The organism is Rhodovarius crocodyli, assembly GCF_004005855.1.
GTDB lineage: Bacteria > Pseudomonadota > Alphaproteobacteria > Acetobacterales > Acetobacteraceae > Rhodovarius > Rhodovarius crocodyli.
The window spans coordinates 48,648-65,555 of sequence record NZ_SACL01000010.1 but is presented as its reverse complement, the minus strand read 5'-3'; the positions used below and the strand labels follow the sequence as shown (position 1 = coordinate 65,555).

The following is a 16,908-nucleotide window of genomic DNA, read 5'->3' as shown; positions in this document are numbered from 1 at the left end:
CGGTAGCATTGCCGCGATGGCCAGGCAATCGTTTTACCCTCGGTTGCCGCCGCCCAGCGTGGTGCCGGCCAGCTGCTCCGAGAGCTTGGCGACGGCCGTGTGGTCCTCGCCCGGGCCCAGCGCCTTGGCCGCCGATGCCACCAGCTCCCGGCACAGGGCCGAGAACGGGGTGGGGATGCCGGCGTCGCGGCCGACCTCCAGCGCGATGGTCAGGTCCTTCACCAGCAGCTCCAGCCCGAAGCCGCTGTCGAAGCGCCGTGACAGCACGAACTGCTTGAACTTCTTCTGGGTGGAATTGTTCATGCCGGTGGAGGAGTTCAGCACATCGACCATCAGCGCGGGGTCGAGCCCGAACTGCTGGCCGATGATCAGCGCCTCGATCCCGATCAGGAAGCCGCCGGCGCTGACCAGGTTGTTCAGCGCCTTCATCGCCTGGCCGGCGCCGATGCCGCCGCAGCGATGAATGGAGGTGCCCATCGCCTTCAGGATCGGGTCGGCACGGTCCAGCGCCGCATCCTCGCCGCCCGCCATGATGGCCAGCTCACCGGTCTTGGCGCGCGGCACGCCGCCGCTGACCGGGCAATCCAGCATGGTGATGCCGGCGGCTGCCAGGTCGGCCGCGATGACGCGCGTGGCGCCGGGCTGGCCGCTGGTCATGTCGATGAACAGCGTGCCCTGGGCCATGGCGGGCTTCACGGCGGCGGCGACGGTCGTCACCTGCCTGCTGGTCGGCAGGATGGCGACGACGGCGTCCGCGCCCTTCGCGGCATCGGCCGCATCGGTGGCCGCGCGGCCACCGACCTCGGACGCGAACTTCGCCGTGCGGGCGGGGTCCACGTCAGCGACCGCCACATCGAAGCCCTTGGCGACCAGGTTGGCCGCCATGGGCCAGCCCATGTTGCCGATGCCGATGAAGCCGATACGGGTGGCCATCTTACTTCTTGCCCGGCAGGGCGCCCTCGGCGACCAGCACCTCATGCGCGGCCTTGAAGGCGTCGAGGCCGGCCGGAATGCCGCAATAGGCGGTGGCGTGCAGCAGGGTCGCCTTGATCTCCTCGACCGTCACGCCGTTGTTCAGCGCGCCCTTCACATGCAGCTTGATCTCGGGCGTGCGGCCGAGCGCGGTCAGCATCGCGAGGTTCAGCAGCGAGCGCGTCTTGCGCGACAGCGTCGGGTCGCCCCAGGCCCAGCCCCAGGCGATGGAGGTGGTGGCGCGCTGGAAGGCCATCATGAAGTCATCGGCCTTGGACATGCTGGCATCGACGTATTCGGCGCCCAGCACCTCACGGCGGATGGGCATGCCCTTCTCGAACAGAACTTCGTCGCCGTTGGACATGGCGGTCTCCTCCTCGGTTGATATGGATCGTTCGGGGGGATGCTGCTGCGCATGCGTTCGCGCGTCAACCGAGGCGGGCGGGGTTTCCGCGCCGGGGGCCCGGTGGCACGCTGCGGCGCGAGAGGGGAAACCATCCATGTTCTTCGAAGGCTTCACGCTGGAAACCCGCGAGATCGGCGGCATGGCGGTGCGCTTCCGCCGGGGTGGCTCGGGCCCGCCGCTGCTGCTGCTGCATGGCAACCCGCAGACCCATGCGATGTGGCACAGGCTGGCGCCGCTGCTGGCGGAGCGCCACACGGTGATCTGCGCGGACATCCGCGGCTATGGCCAGTCCGCCAAGCCCGCCGCCAGCCCCGACAGCGCGGCCTATTCCAAGCGTGAGATGGCGCGCGACCCGCATGGGCTGATGCTGGCGCTGGGCTTCGACCGCTATCAGGTGGTGGCGCATGACCGGGGCGCGCGCGTGGCGCACCGGCTGGTGCTGGATTACCCCGAAGCCGTGGAACGGCTCTGCGTGATGGACATCGTGCCGACGCTGCATCACTTCGAGCACGTCGATATGAACTTCGCGCTCGGCTATTATCATTGGTTCTCTCTGGCGCAGCCGCACCCCAAGCCCGAAATGCTGATCGAGCAGGATGTGGAGCTGTGGTTCGACGTCCACACCAGCCGCGAGCCCAAGGACAAATCCTTCTTCCACCCAGAGGCACGGGCGGACTACCTGGCGGCGCTGCGCACGCCCGGCACCGTGCGCGCGATCTGCGAGGATTACCGCGCGGCCACGGCCATCGACCTGCTGCACGACCGCGCCAGCCGCAACGCGGCCCAGCGCGTGACCTGCCCGATGCTGGTGCTGTGGGGCGCCAAGGGCAAGATCGGCCAGTGGTACCGCCCGCTGGAGGTGTGGCGGCAGTACGCCACGGGGCCCCTTGCGGGCGGGGCGGTGAACAGCGGACATTACCTGGCAGAGGAAACGCCAGAGGAATGCCACAAATGGCTCAAGGATTTTCTGCGCGCGTAACGCGCCGCGCATTGCTGGGCACCACGCTCGCCACCCCCGCCTTCGCCCAGGCCTGGGCGCCCAGCCGCACCGTTACCGTCCTGGTGCCCAACCCGCCCGGCGGCGGCAGCGACTTCGCCGCCCGGCTGTTCACCGACGGCCTGTCCCGCATGCTGGGCCAGACCGTGGTGGTCGAGAACCGCCCCGGCGCCAACGGCAACCTGGCCATCCAGGCCGCGGTGCGCGCGGCGCCCGACGGGCATACGCTGCTGCTGAACTACTCCGGGTATCACGCGGGCAACCCGGCGATGATGGAAAACCCCGGCTGGGACCCGCTACGCGACCTCTCGCCCATCGGCATGGGCACGCTGGCGCCCCACATCATCCTGGGCGCGCCGAACCTTCCGGTCAGCAACCTGCGTGAGTTCATCTCGCTGATCCGGGAGAACCCGGGGAAGATGAACTACGGCTCCTCCGGCCATGGCAGCATCCAGCACATCGCGGGCGTGCTGTTCAGCCGGGCCATCGGCGCCGAGATGGTGCATGTGCCCTATCGCGGCGCGGCCCAGGTGCTGCAGGACGTGGCGGGCGGCCGGATCGAGATGTTCATCACCACCCCCAGCAGCGCCATGGGGCTGATCCAGGGCAACCGGGTGAAGCCGCTGGCGATGGCGAGTGCCGCGCGTGCCACCGCCCTGCCCGAGGTGCCGACCACCGCCGAGGCCGGCATGCAGAACTTCACGGTCGATGCCTGGTTCGCCTTCTTCACCCCCGCCGGCACGCCGCAGCCGATCCGCGAGCGCTACAACGCCGCCCTGCGCGAACTGGCCCAGGACGAGGCGGTCAAGCGCCGCGCGGAGGAAGGCGGCGCCGTGGTCCGCGCCATGACCCTGCCGGAAATGGAGGCCCTGGTCCGCAAGGAGGTGGAGGAGCTGGGCGCCGTGATCCGGCAGGCAGGCATCAGGCTGGAGTGACGCCGCCCTTGGCGATGGGGGGCACGAACTGCACCTCGGTATCCCAGGGGAACAGGATCCAGGTGTCCTGGCTGACCTCGGTGACGAAGCTGTCCACCAGCGGCTTGGCCGCGGGCTTGGCATAGATCGTCGCGAAATGCGCGCCCGGCAGCAGGGCGCGCACGATCTTGGCCGTGGTGCCGGTATCCACCAGGTCGTCGATCAGCAGCCAGCCGGTGCCGTCGCCGGCGGCCACAGGCGCCTTCACCACCTGGGGCTTGCCCATGCTTTCCTCGTCATAGGTCACCACGCTGACCGTCTCGATCACGCGGCAATCCAGTTCACGCGCGATGATCGCCGCCGGGATCAGCCCGCCGCGCGTGATCGCGACCACGCCCTGGAAGGGGCCCTTGTCCAGCAGGCGCCAGGCCAGCGCCCGGGCGTCGCGGTGCAGCTGGTCCCAGCTGACGGTGAAGTAGCGGTTTGCCATCTCAGAACATCCTTCCGCCGGCCGGCACGGGCAGGTCAGGGGCGAGCAATACCACGGCGCCCTTCTCGTCGGGCACGCCCAGCATCAGGAATTCGCTCATGAAGGGGCCGATCTGGCGGGGCGGGAAGTTCACCACCCCCATCACCTGCTTCCCCACCAGGCTTTCTGGCGTGTAGTGCACCGCGACCTGGGCGGAGGTCTTCCTGACCCCCAGCCCCGCCCCGAAATCCACCCAGACCTTGATGGAGGGCTTGCGCGCCTCGGGGAAAGGCTCGGCCTGGACCACCCGGCCCACCCTGATCTCCACCTTCTCGAAATCGGCGTATGTGATCATTTCCATGGCATCGCGCATTACCGTGGGATGTCACGACCGGGAAGGGCGTATTGCCGAGGCGGCCACTCCATGCGAACGGTTTGTCAGACGTTTTGCCGAGAACAGCCCCATGCGCGATTTCCACTTCCCCGGCCGCAGCCCGGTCATCTCCGCCCACGGCATGGCCGCGACCTCGATGCCGGCCGCGACGATGACGGCGCTGGACATCCTGAAGGCCGGCGGCAGTGCCATCGACGCGGCTATCGCAGCCGTGGCGGTGCTCGGCGTGATCGAGCCCGCGAGCACGGGCATCGGCGGCGACTGCTTCTGCCTGTACTCCCCGGCCGGCAGCGGGCAGGTCTATGCGCTCAACGGCTCGGGCCGCGCGCCCGCCGGCGCGACGCCCGAGGCGCTGCGCGCCCGCCAGGTGAACGAGCTGACGCCGACCTCGGCCCATTCCGTCACCGTCCCCGGTGCGCCCAGCGCCTGGGCCGCGCTGAACAAGCGTTTCGGCCGCAAGGGGCTGGACGAGATCCTGGAGCCCGCGGCGCGCTTCGCCGAGGAAGGCTTCCACGTCCATGCCCGCGTCTCCTTCGACTGGGCCAATTCGGTCGGCAAGCTGTCGAAGAACGAGGCCGCGGCGCGCCATTTCCTGCCGGGCGGCAAGGCGCCCAAGCATGGCGACAAGATCGCCTTCCCGGCGCTCGCCCGCACCCTGCGCGCCGTCGGCAAGCACGGCCCGAAGGCCTTCTATGAGGGCGAGATCGCGGCCGACATGGTCAAGGCGCTCAACGCCGCCGGCGGCCTGCACACGCTGGAGGATTTCGCGAACGGCCTGAACGTGGCCGAGTTCGTGACGCCCATCCAGACCCGCTGGCGCGACATGGACGTGTTCCAGTGCCCGCCCAACGGCTCGGGCATCGTGGCGCTTGAGCTGCTGAACATCCTGGGCGGCTTCCCCACGCCCGAGCAGGGCGCGATGAGCCCGCTGCGCCTGCACCGCCACATCGAGGCCGCGCGCCTTGCCTATCGCGACCGCGACGCCTTCCTGTCCGACCCCGCCTTCTTCGACATGCCGATGGAGACGCTGCTTTCCAAGGATTATGCCGGGAAGCTGCGCGCGCTGATCAGCGACGAGGCGGCGATGAAGCAGATGCCGCCGGCCGGCGAGAGCGACCTCGCGAAGCACAAGGACACCGTCTACCTCTGCGTCGTGGACGCCGAGGGCAACGCCTGCTCCTTCATCAACTCGCTGTTCGAGGGCTTCGGTTCGGGCATCCTGGCCGAGGGTTCGGGCGTGCTGCTGCAGAACCGCGGCTTCGGCTTCCGCCTGCAGGAAGGCCACCCGAACTGCATCGCCCCCAACAAGCGCCCGATGCACACCATCATCCCCGGCATGGTGATGAAGAACGGCGAATGCATCATGCCCTATGGCGTGATGGGCGGGCATTTCCAGCCCATGGGCCACACGCTGTTCCTGACCAACATGTTCGAGTTCGGCATGGACATCCAGGAAGCGATGGACGCGCCGCGCCTGTTCCCCTTCAAGGGCAAGGTGCAGCTGGAGCGCGGCTTCTCGGGGGCCGTGATCGACCGCCTGAACGCCATGGGCCATGACTGCGAGATCATCGACAAGCCGCATGGCGGCAGCCAGGGCATCTTCATTGACCGCGCCCGCGGCGCGCTGATCGGTGGCTCCGACCCGCGCAAGGATGGTTGCGCGATGGGCTTCTGAGCAGCCCCAACGGTTCCGCGCGCACGGCGCGCGGCGCCGCCCACCTGACATGACCGCCCGGCGCAGCAGCGACGCGGCGGAAGCCCAGCGGCCGGAGGCCGCGCCCGGCGTTTGAGGGAAAGAAAAATGACCGAACCTTGTGATCTGACCGCCGTCGAAGCGCGCCGCCTGATCGGGGCGAAGAAGCTGTCCGCCGTCGAACTGCTGCAGAGCTGCATCGGGCGCATCGACGCGGTGAACCACGCGGTCAATGCCATGACGGCGATGGACCCCGACGCCGCGATGACGACCGCCAAGGCCGCCGACGCTGAGACCATGAAGGGCGGCCCGCTGCCGCCGCTGCATGGCCTGCCCATGGGCATCAAGGACCTGGAGGCCACGAAGGGCCTGCGCACCACCTGGGGCAGCCCGATCTTCGCCGACCACGTGCCGACCGCGGACGAGCACATGGTGGCCAACATGCGCGCCAAGGGCGCGGTGATCCTGGGCAAGACCAACGTGCCGGAATTCGGCCTGGGCGCGAACAGCCGCAACCTGGTGTGGGGTGCCACCGGCAACGCCTTCAACCCGGCCTATAACGCGGCGGGTTCCTCGGGCGGCTCTGCCGTCGCGCTGGCGACCAACATGGTCCCGCTCGCGACCGGCAGCGACACCGGCGGTTCTCTGCGCAACCCGGCCGCCTTCAACGGCATCATCGGCTTCCGCCCGTCCTCGGGCACCATTCCCGCCAGCCGGCGCGGCCATGGCTGGTCGCCGCTGCCGATGCTTGGGCCGATGGCGCGCAACGTGGCCGACACGGCGCTGATGTTCTCGGCCATGGTCAGCGACGACGCGGTGGACCCGCTGTCCTACACCTTCCACGGGCGCAAGATGCGCGAGGTGGCCGACTACTATTACCCGGTCGCGCCGGCCGATCTGGGCAGCATGCGCCTCGCCTTCACCGAGGATTTCGGCCAGGCGCCCACGGAATCCATCGTCCGTCGCGCCTTCCAGAAGATCGCGGCAGCCCTCGCGCCCATGTTCGCCAAGGCTGAGTCCGCCCACCCCGACGTGTCCGGCGGTGACGAGGCCTTCGAGGTGCTGCGCGCGGCGGGCGTGCTGTCCGCGCATCTGGAAAAGACCAGGAAGACGCCGGAGCTGTGCGGGCCCAACATGCACGCCAACGTGCAGGAAGGCCTCGGCTACAGCCTGGTGGACCAGGCCAATGCGCTGACGCGCCAGACCCAGATCTATCGCAACTTCCAGGAGTTCTTCGGGAAGTTCGACATCCTGGTCAGCCCCGCGATCACCACCAGCCCCCGCCCCTGGCAGGAGCTGTATCCGGCCGAGATCGACGGCAAGCCGACGCGCACCTACTTCCACTGGCTGAGCCTGGCCTATTACGTGACGCTGACGGGTCATCCGGCCCTGAGCCTGCCCGTCGGCGTGGACGAGAAGGGCTTCCCCTTCGGCCTGCAGATCGTGGGCCCGCGCGGCGGCGATGTGCTGGTGCTGCAGGTGGCGGCCGCCATCGAGGCCGCCTTCGCGAACGACCCGGCCTTTGCCCGGCCGGTGCCGGACATCGAGGCGCTGAAGAAGGCAGGGCCGATCAGCGCCATGCCGGATTTCAAGAGCTGGGGCTGAGGTGGGTTGAGGGGCGCTGCCCCTCAAACTCCCCGCCAGGAGATGATATCTCCTGGACCTGATAAGAGCTTGGTCGCCGAACCTTCCCAGGTTCGGCGCCATTTTTATTCAGGCTTGAGCGCCAAGTCCCCGGGGTCCAGCGCCGCTACGGTCCTGGCGGGGAGCTTGAGGGGCAGAGCCCCTCAACGGCGGCCGGGGGGAAAGCCCCCGCCTTCTACCTGTCCCGCCACGGCTTCTGCTGCCACAGCACCCGATACCTCGCCTCGATATCCAGCACGAAGCTGCGGTATTCCGCCCCGATGATCGGCCGCAGCGGCATGCCCAGGCGTTCCGCGTCGGCGATGAAGGCCGGGTCTTCCAGCGCCGCGCGGCAGGCGGCTTCCAATTGCTCGCGGATCGGCGCCGGCAGGCCGCCGGGCGCGCTCAGGCCACGGCTGGCGCTGGCCACCAAGTCAACGCCCTGTTCGCGATAGGTGGGCACGTCGGGCATCTGCGCCCAGCGCGTGGCGCCGGCCTGGGCGATGCAGCGCAGCTGGCCGTCGCGCACCGGCTGCAAGGCTTCGCTGACGTTCAAGGCGGCCACATCCACCGTGCCGCTCAGCACCTGCGGCAGCAATTGCGGCATGCCGGTGAAGGGCACATGCACGACCTGGGTATTGGTCAGCCCCTCGAAGGCCAGCATGGCCAGGTGGTCGTCGCTGCCGATGCCGGTGGTGGCGAAGGTCACCGTTTCGGGCCGGGCGCGGGCGGCGGCGATGAAGTCGGCCAGGGTGCGGATCGGGCTGTTGGCGCGCACGGCGATGGCGCAGGGGTCATCCACCACATTGGCCAGCAACGTCATGGCGGCGGGCTGATAGCGCGTGGCGCGCTCGATCGGGATGGACACGAAGCCCGGCATGGAGGACGCGCCAATGGTGTAGCCATCGGGGGCTGCGTTGGCGATCGCCTCGGCGCCCACCTGGCCACCGGCGCCGCCGCGGTTGTTCACGACGAAGCGCGCACCCGGCAGCCGGGCCTGGAGATAGGGCAGGAAGGCGCGGGTCATGATGTCCACGCCGCCGCCGGGCGGGAAGGGCACCACGACCTCGATGGCGCGGTCGGCGGGCCAGGCGGCATGGGCGATGCGGGGCGCGGCAATCGCCCCAAGCGAGGCACCGGCCAAGGCGCGGCGGGTGATGGTCATCCGGCTGTTTCCACTGGTTGTTATGCGGGCGTGTATAGCCCTACCAGTGCACCGCCAGCCACACCGTCGCGGGCTCGGCCTGCGTGTATTCCACCCGATGCCGGCAATGCGCCGGCAGGTGCAGCCAATCACCCGGGCGCAAGTCGCGCGGGGCCTGTCCCTCGATGGTCAGCCGTGCCGCGCCCGAGAGCAGCAGCACGAATTCGTCCCTGTCCTGGTCATACCAGAACCCTTCCGGGCTGGCCTGGCCGGTGGAGACGATGCGCTCGATCGTGACGCCGGGGCGGGTGAGCAGCGTGTCGAAACGCTCCGCACCGCCGGCCGGCGGCAGGTCGAACAGGTTCAGCCCTTGGGCGTCCACGTCGCGGGCGCCACGCTGCCGGTCTGTTCCAGGATGCGGCCATAGGCCTCGGTGCGGCGGTGGGCGGCGAAGTTGAAGATGGTGCTGCGCCCCAGCTTCGTGTCGTCCAGGTTGCACTCGGCCGTGATCAGCTCGTCGCCCCAGCTCGTGGCCTGGGCCATGATCTCGCCCTGCGGGTTCACGATGATGGAGTGGCCGAACAGCTCATGCCCGTCCTCGGTGCCGCCCTTGGCGGTGGCCACGCCGAAGCAGCTGTTCTGGTAGCAGCCGGAGCGCACGGACAGGTGCGAGTGCTCAACGCGCAGGTGGTGCGCCTCGAAGCCCCGGTTGTCCATGTTCAGGCTGGGCGTGTTGTAGCCGAGCATCACGACCTCGACCTGCTGCAGGCCCAGCACGCGCCATGCCTCGGGCCAGCGGCGGTCGTTGCAGATCAGCATGCCGATATTGGCCTCGGTGCCGGCGATGGGCGCGCGGATCACGGGGAAGCCCAGGTCGCCCACCTCGAAATACCGCTTCTCCAGATGCTGCACCTTGCGGATCGGGTCGAATTCCTTGTGACCCGGCAGATGCACCTTGCGGTACTTCAGCACGATCTCGCCCGTGGGGTGGACGTAGATGGCGGTGTTGAAGCGGCGGCCGTCTGGCGTCTTTTCGGCATAGCCCAGATGCATGCCGATGCCGTATTTCTTCGCGGCCTCGAACAGCGGGGCCGTCGCGTTGGACGGCATCGAGGTCTCGTACCAGTGGTCCGCGACCGCGATGTCCTCCTCATACCAGCGGGGGAAGAAGGTGGTCAGCGCCAGTTCGGGGAACACCACGACGTTCACGCCGCGCTGATGCGCCTTTTCCATCAGCCGCACCATGCGGCCAACGGCCACGTCGCGGCCCTCGGCCTTCTGGATGGGGCCGAGCTGGGCGGCGGCGAGGACGATGTTGCGGCTCAAGGGATTTCCTCCAGGCCAACCTGGTTGACGATACGCGAGTAGTGCTGCGGGCGGCGGTGGAAGCCGAAGTCGAAGATCTTACCGGGGCCACGGCCCTGGGCGATCTTGGACCAATCCAGCTCGGCCACGATCACCTCGTCCTCCAGCGTCTTGGCCTGGGCCAGGATCATGCCGTTGGGGTCGACGATCACGCTGCCGCCGATCAGGCCGGAACCGTCCTCGTCGCCTGCCTTGGCCACGGAAACCGCGAAGGTCGCGTTGAAATAGGCGTTCGCCTGCACCGCGAGCGTCGAGTGGAAGGTGCGGATTTCCTCGTTCTCGGCCGTGCCGCCGTTCGGATCATAGGCGGCGGAGTTGTAGCCGATCAGCATCAGCTCGATGCCCTGCAGCCCGTAGGAACGCCATGCCTCGGGCCAGCGGCGGTCGTTGCAGATCAGCATGCCGAGCGCGGGGCGGCCCCAGTCCTCGGCGCCGCGGAAGGCCGGAAAGCCCAGGTCGCCGTATTCGAAATACCGCTTCTCCAGCTGCTGGAAGCGGCTGCCCGCGCGGGGCTCCACGCTGCCGGGCAGATGCACCTTGCGGTACTTGCCCAGGATCTGCCCGTCGGGGCCGACCGTGATGGAGGTGTTGAACCGCCGCCCCTCGGGCGTCAGCTCGGCATAGCCCAGGTAGAAGCCGACCTTGAGCTCACGCGCCCGGTCGAACAGCTTCTGCACGTTCGGGTTGGGCATTTCGCGCTCGTAATAGGTATCGAGCTCCTGCGTGTTCTCGATGTACCAGCGCGGGAAGAAGGTGGTCAGCGGCAGCTCGGGGAAGGCCACCAGCTTGGCGCCCTTGGCGGCGGACTGCTCGAGCAGGGCGATCAGCCGGTCGAGGGTGTGGGCGCGGGTGTCCGCGCGCTGGATCGGGCCGGTCTGCGCGCCGGCGACGATCAAATTGGGGCGGTTCGTCATGGCGCTGTCCTATCACAGCGGCGGCCGGGCGAAAGGGCAGGGCCGGTGGCGTATGCGGTGCCAGGCCGGAATTGCCCGCGCTACAGGCACCTCATCGGCAATTGCCCGGGCAGCAGCGCATAGGCGGTGATGACGGCGCCGGCATACAGCACGGCGAGATACACACCCCGCCGGAACCACTTGCCGCGCCCCTGGCGCTTCCAGATCCGGTCCAGAAACCCCGCCACCAGGAAGGATACCGGCCAGATCAGCCCATAGGCGATGAGGATGGGCCAGACCCAATCCCCGCGCCATTCACCGATGGGCGGGAAGCAGATGGTCAGGAAGGGCCTGATCGCCTCCATCAGCACCGCCGAGGTCACGCCCATGCCCAGGAAGCCGAGACAGGCGAAGACCACGAAGGCGACGATGGACCACAGCATGGCTACCCGCAGAAGATTTCCCTGTGCTGACGGGGAACGAACTGGCCGGCGCCGGGTTTCGCCAGAACCGTCCTGCCGTCCCAGATCTGGGTACCGCGCAGCCAGGTGGCCGCGACCCGCGCCTTCATCGCGCGGCCGTGATAGGGCGACCAGCGCGCATCAGGGCGGTCCTGGATATCGGCCTCGTCGAAGGTGAAGTCGCCGCGCTCCAGCACGCACAGGTCGGCGTCATAGCCCACGCGGATCGCGCCCTTCTTGCCGTCGAGGCCATGGAAGCGGGCAGGGCGCTCGGCGCAGAGGCTGGCCATGTGCGTGATGGGCAGGCCGCGCTCGATCAGCAGGCTGGCCATCAGCGGCGCATAGCTCTGCATGCCCGTCAGCCCCGCGCCGCAGGCGAAGATGTCGCCGTGATAGAGCTTCTTCTCGCGCTGCCAGGGCGCGTGGTCGGTCGAGACATAGGCGATGCTGCCGGCCTTCAGCGCCCCCCACATGCGCTCCACCTCATCGGCGGTGCGGAAGGGCGGGTTGCACTTGCCGAAGCCTTCGAGGCGGACGAGGTCCTCCTCGGTCATGCACAGGTACTGGATGCAGGCCTCGCCCGAGGTATGCGCGCCCATGCGGCGGAAGATCTCGGCCAGTTCGAAGCCGCGCGCCAGCGAGGAATGGGCGATGTGGACATGCGCGCCCGTCTCCAGCGCCATCTCGAAGATGGCGAGGTCGGCCATGGTCTCGCACAGCGGGGGGCGCGTGCGGGCGTGCATGATGGGGTCGGTGCGGCCGGTGGCCTTGGCGGCCGCGATCGCGCCCTCCACGATCTCCTGGTCCTCGTTGTGGATGCCCACCATGCGGCCGGTCTTGGCGATCTCGCGGAAGGCCTCGACCATCGTCGTGTTGTCGATGCGCGGGAAGCGCGTGGCGTCGTATTCGTAGGTGGACAGCTTGAAGGAGCAGCAGCCGGCCTCGGCAAGCCCCGCGATGGCGTCGACGCCGTTCTCCTTCTTGATGGTGCCGTACAGCGCCATGTCGACATGGCTGAGGCGGTTCACCCACTCCACCTTCTCGCGGAAGATCGAGGCATCGGTGGTGGCGCGCGGCACGTCATAGGGCATGTCGACGCAGGTGGTGACGCCGCCGGCGGCAGCCGACATCGAGGCACCCTCGATGCCCGGCCAGCCGATCGCGCTGCCGGTGTGCATGTGCCCGTCCACAAGGCCCGGCAGCACCCATTTGCCGCTGTGGTCGGTGATGGCGGCGGCGGGCGGGGCCGCGCCCTGGCCGATCGCCGCGATCGTCTCGCCGCGGATCGCCACATAGCCGTTTTCCAGCACCCCGTCGGGCAGGACGATCTCGCCCAGGATCACGCGGTCATAGGGTGTGGCGGTCATGCTGGCTCTCTCCTCTGAGGCCGGGGAAACTATCCCGCGTCGTCCGCCTCGTCATCCCGGGGGGCCAGATGGAAGGCGGCGCGGGCGACCGCCTCGGCCAGCCGGGTGGTCTCGCTCTCGCGTTCCCGGTTCCAGGCGAGTGCGACGCCCACCGAGGTCGGGCCCCCGATCAGGCGGCGGAACACCACGCCCGGCGGGCGCAGCCCCGCAATGCCGGCGCTGACCAGCGCGACGCCGAGTCCCGACGCCACGAAGGCGAGCTGCGCCATGGCGGACCCCACCTCCCGCATCGCCCGCGGCTCGAACCCCGCGGCGCGGCAGGCCTCCACCTGGCGGTCGAAATAGGCGGGGCTGATGCGGCGGGGCAGGGCGACCAGCGGTTCCTCGGCCAGCGCGGCCAGGGGCACGGGGCCAGGCCGCTTCAGCAAGGCGTGGCCCTCGGGCAGGGCCACCAGCAGGTCATCGGCGCCGAGGGGCAGCACGGCGAAGGGGGCGTGCTCGCGTTCGAGCCGCACCAGCGCGAAATCCACCTCGCCGCGCCGCAGCGCCTCCAGCGCGTCGGTGGTGTCCATCTCGGTCACCGAGAGCGAGGCCTCGGGGCGCGCGTTCCGCAGCGCGCGCGCCAGCGGCGGCAGATGCCCGAACAGGGCGGAGGTGACGCAGGCCATGGCCATGGGGGCGTGGCGGCCGGTGCGCAGCTCCCGCGCCAGATCCTCCACCCGGCGCGCGTCCTCGGCCAGGCGGCGCAGCATGGGCAGCAGCGCCTCGCCCTCCCGCGTCGGGTGGGCGCCCTTGCGGGTGCGCTCCAGCAGCTTCACGCCCAGCTCCTGCTCCAGCGCCTGGATCTGTGCCGTGACCGGCGGCTGGCTCAGGCCCATGCGTGCGGCAGCACGGCCGAAATGCCTTTCCTCGGCCACGGCCAGGAAATGCGCCAGCCGGCGCAGAATCCGGAATTCCCCTTCGCTCGCCATGGTGCGATATGAAATGCCTATCGAAGCCCGGTGGCAATCGGATTGGACGAATGTTCAATGCAGGGCGACAAACCGCGCCACTGCCAAGCTGCCACTGAACGAATGAAGGAGGGATGCCGGACATGCAGATGCACCCGGTCAAGGTTTACCCGTCGAAGTCACTGCTGAAGCGCGACGACCAGCTCGCGTGGAAGATGGCGTCCGTCGCCGCCGACAAGGTCGCCGTCCAGAAGGACGTGCAGGAGATGATCATCAACCGGATCATCGACAACGCTTCCGTCGCGATCGCGGCCATCAACCGCCGCCCCGTGGTCTCCGCCCGCGGCATGGCGCTGGGCCACAAGAAGAAGGAAGGCGGCGCGACCGTCTTCGGGGCGCCCTCCGGCACCACCGTCTCGCCCGAATGGGCCGCCTGGGCCAACGGCACCGCCGTGCGTGAACTCGACATGCACGACACCTTCCTGGCCGCCGACTACTCCCACCCCGGCGACAACATCCCCCCCGTGCTGGCCGTGGCCCAGGCGATGGGCCGTTCGGGCAAGGACCTGATCCGGGGCCTGGCCACCGGCTATGAACTGCAGATCGACCTGGTGCGCAGCATCTGCCTGCATGAGCACAAGGTGGACCATATCGCGCATCTCGGCCCTTCGGCCGCGGCCGGCATCGGCACGCTGCTGAAGCTGCCGCAGGAAGTGATCTTCCAGTCCATCCAGCAGGCGCTGCACACCACCGTCAGCTTCCGCCAGTCCCGCAAGGGCGAGATCAGCAGCTGGAAGGCCTATGCGCCCGCCCATGCCGGCAAGCTCGCGATCGAGGCGGTGGACCGCTGCATGCGCGGCGAGGGCGCGCCGAGCCCGATCTATGAAGGCGAGGACAGCGTGCTGGCCTGGGTGCTGAACGGCCGCACCGTCGCCGAGAAGAAGTCGCGCAAGGCGATGTACGAGGAGCTGCTCTACACCGTGCCGCTGCCCGGCCCCGGTGAGGCGAAGCGCGCCATCATGGACAGCTACACCAAGGAACACTCGGCCGAGTACCAGTCCCAGGCGCTGATCGACCTCGCCTTCCGCATGCGGGAGAAGATCGCGGATTTCGAGAAGATCGAGAAGATCATCATCCACACCAGCCATCACACCCACTACGTGATCGGCACCGGCGCGAACGACCCGCAGAAGATGGACCCGAAGGCGAGCCGCGAGACGCTCGACCATTCGATCATGTACATCTTCGCCGTCGCCCTGCAGGACGGTTCCTGGCACCACGTCGACAGCTATGCGCCGAAGCGCGCGGGCCGCGCGGACACCGTGCGCCTGTGGCACAAGATCGAGACCACCGAGGCCGCCGAGTGGACCGAGCGCTACCACTCCAAGGACCCCGACACGCTGGCCTTCGGCGGGCGCGTCGAGATCGTGTTCAAGGACGGCACGAAGCTGATCGACGAGCTGGGCGTGGCCAACGCGCACCCGCGCGGCGCGCGCCCCTTCGCGCGTGAGCAGTACATCAACAAGTTCCTGACGCTGACCACGGGCATCATCACCGCGCGTGAGCAGAACCGCTTCCTGGAAGCGGCGCAGAACCTGCCCAAGCTGGCGGCCGGTGAACTCTCCGCGCTCAACGTCTCCCTGCCGCGCGGCACGCTCGAAGAAGCCAAGCCCGGCATCTTCTGAGGATCCTGCGGCGCGGGTTCCATCCTGCGCCGCAGCACCAATATCCGATGCGTGCCTTCCGAGGTGCGCATCGCAAGCGGCCCGCTCTCTCATCCGGCTTCGCGGCCGGCTGGGGGAGCGGGCCGAAGCAGCCAGTCAAAGGGAAAACGCGCGATGAGCGAGAAGATCGAGGTCCGCAAGGGACTGGTCGGCGTCTATGCCGATGAGAGCTCCATCTCCAAGGTGATGCCGGAGACCAACAGCCTGACCTATCGCGGCTATGCCGTGCAGGATCTGTGCGAGCAGGCATCCTTCGAGGAAGTCGTCTATCTGCTGTGGAACGGAGAGCTGCCGAACCAGGCGCAGCTCGATGCCTTCAAGGCGGAGGAGAAGAACAACCGCGCCCTGTCGCCCGCGCTGATGAAGGTGCTGCGCGAGTTCCCGCATGACGCGCACCCGATGGACGCGATCCGCACCGCCGTCTCCTTCATGGGGATGGAGGATCCGGAATGGGCCGATATTTCCGACGCCGCCCAGCGGCGCAAGGCGCTGCGCATCCTGGCCAAGGCGCCCGTCGCCGTCGCCGCCGCGGCCCGCCTGGCCAAGGGGCTGGAGCCGATCGCGCCCGACGCCTCGCTGCCCTATGCCGAGAACTTCTTCAACATGGTGTTCGGAAGCGTGCCGGCGAAGGAAGTGATCCGCGCCTTCGACGTCAGCCTGATCCTGTACGCCGAGCACACGTTCAATGCCTCGACCTTCACGGCGCGCACCGTCTCCTCCACCCAGGCCGACATCCATGGCGCGATCACGGCCGGCATCGCCGCGCTGAAGGGCCCGCTGCACGGTGGTGCCAATGAGGCCGTGATGCACATGCTGAAGGAGATTCCGTCTCCCGAGGAAGCGGAGGCCTGGCTGCTCGGCAAGTTCGACCACAAGGCGCTGGTGATGGGCTTCGGCCACCGCGTCTACAAGTCCGGCGACAGCCGCGTTCCGACGATGAAGAAGTACGCCGAGATCATGGCCGAGGTGGTGGGCGACAAGCGGTGGATGAACACCTCCGCCGTGCTCGCGAAGGTGATGCTCGAAAAGAAGAACATCCACCCGAACCTCGATTTCCCGGCGGGCCCCGCCTACTACCTGATGGGCTTCGACATCCCTCTGTTCACGCCCATCTTCGTCATGTCGCGCATCAGTGGCTGGAGCGCGCATGTGCTGGAGCAGCTGGCGGACAATCGCCTGATCCGTCCGCTGTCGCTCTACACCGGCGTGGAGCAGCGGCCCGTGCCGCCGATGAGCGCGCGCTGAACACGCCGCATCGGTGTTGATCGGACGGCGCCTTCGGGCGCCGTTCCTGTTTCCGGTGCACGCGGATTTCGTCGCATCGGCCATGCCTGCGCCGCACATGATGCACGATGCGCCATCGCGCGCTGTGCCGCGGAAATGCTGGAGAAAATCACGCAGGCCATCACGCGCCGCGCCATGCGCGGGAGGCGTGCGGCAGTCGTCGCGCACAGTCGGATTCGCGAAAGTGTTTGACAGGCGCGCCGCGCCTTCAGATAGCGTGCGGCGTTCACACAATTGACGCGCGATTCGCGA

At 68.5% G+C, this 16,908-nt stretch carries 17 protein-coding genes; 6 read left to right on the top strand and 11 right to left on the bottom strand.

The features are described 5' to 3' along the window. Positions 1 to 33: 33 nt before the first annotated feature. Both EOD42_RS21670 and EOD42_RS21665 read right to left on the bottom strand, forming a co-directional pair. Positions 34 to 933 (bottom strand): NAD(P)-dependent oxidoreductase, encoded by a 900-nt coding sequence (locus EOD42_RS21670; protein WP_127789683.1) that lies wholly within the window; start codon positions 931 to 933, stop codon positions 34 to 36. Between the two features lies 1 nt (position 934). After that, entirely contained in the window at positions 935 to 1,336 is a 402-nt protein-coding gene (locus EOD42_RS21665) for a carboxymuconolactone decarboxylase family protein (protein WP_127789682.1), read from the bottom strand. Positions 1,337 to 1,472: 136 nt separating this feature from the next. Between EOD42_RS21665 and EOD42_RS21660 the strand changes: the two genes are divergently transcribed. Both EOD42_RS21660 and EOD42_RS21655 read left to right on the top strand, forming a co-directional pair. After that, positions 1,473 to 2,357, top strand: coding sequence for an alpha/beta fold hydrolase (locus EOD42_RS21660; protein ID WP_127789681.1), 885 nt, complete (start codon positions 1,473 to 1,475; stop codon positions 2,355 to 2,357). Continuing rightward, positions 2,330 to 3,310, top strand: a complete 981-nt coding sequence (locus EOD42_RS21655) for a Bug family tripartite tricarboxylate transporter substrate binding protein (RefSeq protein WP_164868066.1) — start codon at positions 2,330 to 2,332, stop codon at positions 3,308 to 3,310. The genes EOD42_RS21660 and EOD42_RS21655 overlap by 28 nt, the downstream gene beginning before the upstream one ends. On the opposite strand, the gene gpt is transcribed toward EOD42_RS21655, so the two are convergent. Both gpt and EOD42_RS21645 read right to left on the bottom strand, forming a co-directional pair. Next, complete coding sequence (gene gpt / locus EOD42_RS21650; RefSeq protein ID WP_127789679.1) at positions 3,297 to 3,779, bottom strand: xanthine phosphoribosyltransferase; 483 nt, start codon at positions 3,777 to 3,779, stop codon at positions 3,297 to 3,299. The genes EOD42_RS21655 and gpt overlap by 14 nt on opposite strands. A gap of 1 nt (position 3,780) precedes the next feature. Further along, a complete protein-coding gene (locus tag EOD42_RS21645) occupies positions 3,781 to 4,119 on the bottom strand; it encodes a tRNA-binding protein (RefSeq protein WP_127789678.1) in 339 nt (112 codons plus the stop codon). 103 nt (positions 4,120 to 4,222) lie between these two features. On the opposite strand from EOD42_RS21645, the gene ggt reads away from it, so the two are divergent. Both ggt and EOD42_RS21635 read left to right on the top strand, forming a co-directional pair. Continuing rightward, on the top strand, positions 4,223 to 5,827 hold the full coding sequence (gene ggt / locus EOD42_RS21640) for a gamma-glutamyltransferase (RefSeq protein ID WP_127789677.1): 1,605 nt from the start codon (positions 4,223 to 4,225) through the stop codon (positions 5,825 to 5,827). 126 nt (positions 5,828 to 5,953) lie between these two features. After that, the gene (locus tag EOD42_RS21635) at positions 5,954 to 7,450 is read left to right on the top strand and encodes an amidase (protein WP_127789676.1); all 1,497 of its coding nucleotides are present in this window, start codon (positions 5,954 to 5,956) and stop codon (positions 7,448 to 7,450) included. Positions 7,451 to 7,664: 214 nt separating this feature from the next. On the opposite strand, the gene EOD42_RS21630 is transcribed toward EOD42_RS21635, so the two are convergent. The 7 genes from EOD42_RS21630 to EOD42_RS21600 form a co-directional block, all read right to left on the bottom strand. Next, positions 7,665 to 8,633, bottom strand: coding sequence for a Bug family tripartite tricarboxylate transporter substrate binding protein (locus tag EOD42_RS21630; protein WP_127789675.1), 969 nt, complete (start codon positions 8,631 to 8,633; stop codon positions 7,665 to 7,667). Between the two features lie 40 nt (positions 8,634 to 8,673). Beyond that, positions 8,674 to 8,994, bottom strand: a complete 321-nt coding sequence (locus EOD42_RS21625) for a cupin domain-containing protein (RefSeq protein WP_127789674.1) — start codon at positions 8,992 to 8,994, stop codon at positions 8,674 to 8,676. Next, positions 8,976 to 9,938: an N-carbamoyl-D-amino-acid hydrolase gene (locus EOD42_RS21620; RefSeq protein WP_127789673.1), complete on the bottom strand. Its 963-nt coding sequence runs from the start codon at positions 9,936 to 9,938 to the stop codon at positions 8,976 to 8,978. The genes EOD42_RS21625 and EOD42_RS21620 overlap by 19 nt, the downstream gene beginning before the upstream one ends. Then, entirely contained in the window at positions 9,935 to 10,891 is a 957-nt protein-coding gene (locus EOD42_RS21615) for an N-carbamoyl-D-amino-acid hydrolase (protein ID WP_127789672.1), read from the bottom strand. Before EOD42_RS21615 ends, EOD42_RS21620 begins: the two co-directional genes overlap by 4 nt. 80 nt (positions 10,892 to 10,971) lie before the next feature. Continuing rightward, complete coding sequence (locus EOD42_RS21610; RefSeq protein WP_127789671.1) at positions 10,972 to 11,313, bottom strand: hypothetical protein; 342 nt, start codon at positions 11,311 to 11,313, stop codon at positions 10,972 to 10,974. A gap of 2 nt (positions 11,314 to 11,315) precedes the next feature. Beyond that, on the bottom strand, positions 11,316 to 12,698 hold the full coding sequence (locus EOD42_RS21605; protein WP_127789670.1) for a dihydroorotase: 1,383 nt from the start codon (positions 12,696 to 12,698) through the stop codon (positions 11,316 to 11,318). Positions 12,699 to 12,727: 29 nt separating this feature from the next. Further along, positions 12,728 to 13,669, bottom strand: a complete 942-nt coding sequence (locus tag EOD42_RS21600; protein ID WP_127789669.1) for a LysR family transcriptional regulator — start codon at positions 13,667 to 13,669, stop codon at positions 12,728 to 12,730. A 122-nt stretch (positions 13,670 to 13,791) separates the two neighbouring features. On the opposite strand from EOD42_RS21600, the gene EOD42_RS21595 reads away from it, so the two are divergent. After that, positions 13,792 to 15,333, top strand: a complete 1,542-nt coding sequence (locus tag EOD42_RS21595; RefSeq protein ID WP_127789668.1) for an MmgE/PrpD family protein — start codon at positions 13,792 to 13,794, stop codon at positions 15,331 to 15,333. A 153-nt stretch (positions 15,334 to 15,486) separates the two neighbouring features. Beyond that, on the top strand, positions 15,487 to 16,617 hold the full coding sequence (locus EOD42_RS21590) for a bifunctional 2-methylcitrate synthase/citrate synthase (protein ID WP_127789667.1): 1,131 nt from the start codon (positions 15,487 to 15,489) through the stop codon (positions 16,615 to 16,617). Positions 16,618 to 16,908 lie beyond the last annotated feature (291 nt).

Excerpts from the sequence above, each read along its gene's own strand:
- EOD42_RS21670 (WP_127789683.1), bottom strand. The coding sequence starts at position 933 with ATGGCCACCCGTATCGGCTTCATCGGCATCGGCAACATGGGCTGGCCC.
- EOD42_RS21665 (WP_127789682.1), bottom strand. The coding sequence starts at position 1,336 with ATGTCCAACGGCGACGAAGTTCTGTTCGAGAAGGGCATGCCCATCCGC.
- EOD42_RS21660 (WP_127789681.1), top strand. The coding sequence starts at position 1,473 with ATGTTCTTCGAAGGCTTCACGCTGGAAACCCGCGAGATCGGCGGCATG.
- EOD42_RS21655 (WP_164868066.1), top strand. The coding sequence starts at position 2,330 with ATGGCTCAAGGATTTTCTGCGCGCGTAACGCGCCGCGCATTGCTGGGC.
- gpt (WP_127789679.1), bottom strand. The coding sequence starts at position 3,779 with ATGGCAAACCGCTACTTCACCGTCAGCTGGGACCAGCTGCACCGCGAC.
- EOD42_RS21645 (WP_127789678.1), bottom strand. The coding sequence starts at position 4,119 with ATGGAAATGATCACATACGCCGATTTCGAGAAGGTGGAGATCAGGGTG.
- ggt (WP_127789677.1), top strand. The coding sequence starts at position 4,223 with ATGCGCGATTTCCACTTCCCCGGCCGCAGCCCGGTCATCTCCGCCCAC.
- EOD42_RS21635 (WP_127789676.1), top strand. The coding sequence starts at position 5,954 with ATGACCGAACCTTGTGATCTGACCGCCGTCGAAGCGCGCCGCCTGATC.
- EOD42_RS21630 (WP_127789675.1), bottom strand. The coding sequence starts at position 8,633 with ATGACCATCACCCGCCGCGCCTTGGCCGGTGCCTCGCTTGGGGCGATT.
- EOD42_RS21615 (WP_127789672.1), bottom strand. The coding sequence starts at position 10,891 with ATGACGAACCGCCCCAATTTGATCGTCGCCGGCGCGCAGACCGGCCCG.
- EOD42_RS21610 (WP_127789671.1), bottom strand. The coding sequence starts at position 11,313 with ATGCTGTGGTCCATCGTCGCCTTCGTGGTCTTCGCCTGTCTCGGCTTC.
- EOD42_RS21605 (WP_127789670.1), bottom strand. The coding sequence starts at position 12,698 with ATGACCGCCACACCCTATGACCGCGTGATCCTGGGCGAGATCGTCCTG.
- EOD42_RS21600 (WP_127789669.1), bottom strand. The coding sequence starts at position 13,669 with ATGGCGAGCGAAGGGGAATTCCGGATTCTGCGCCGGCTGGCGCATTTC.
- EOD42_RS21595 (WP_127789668.1), top strand. The coding sequence starts at position 13,792 with ATGCAGATGCACCCGGTCAAGGTTTACCCGTCGAAGTCACTGCTGAAG.
- EOD42_RS21590 (WP_127789667.1), top strand. The coding sequence starts at position 15,487 with ATGAGCGAGAAGATCGAGGTCCGCAAGGGACTGGTCGGCGTCTATGCC.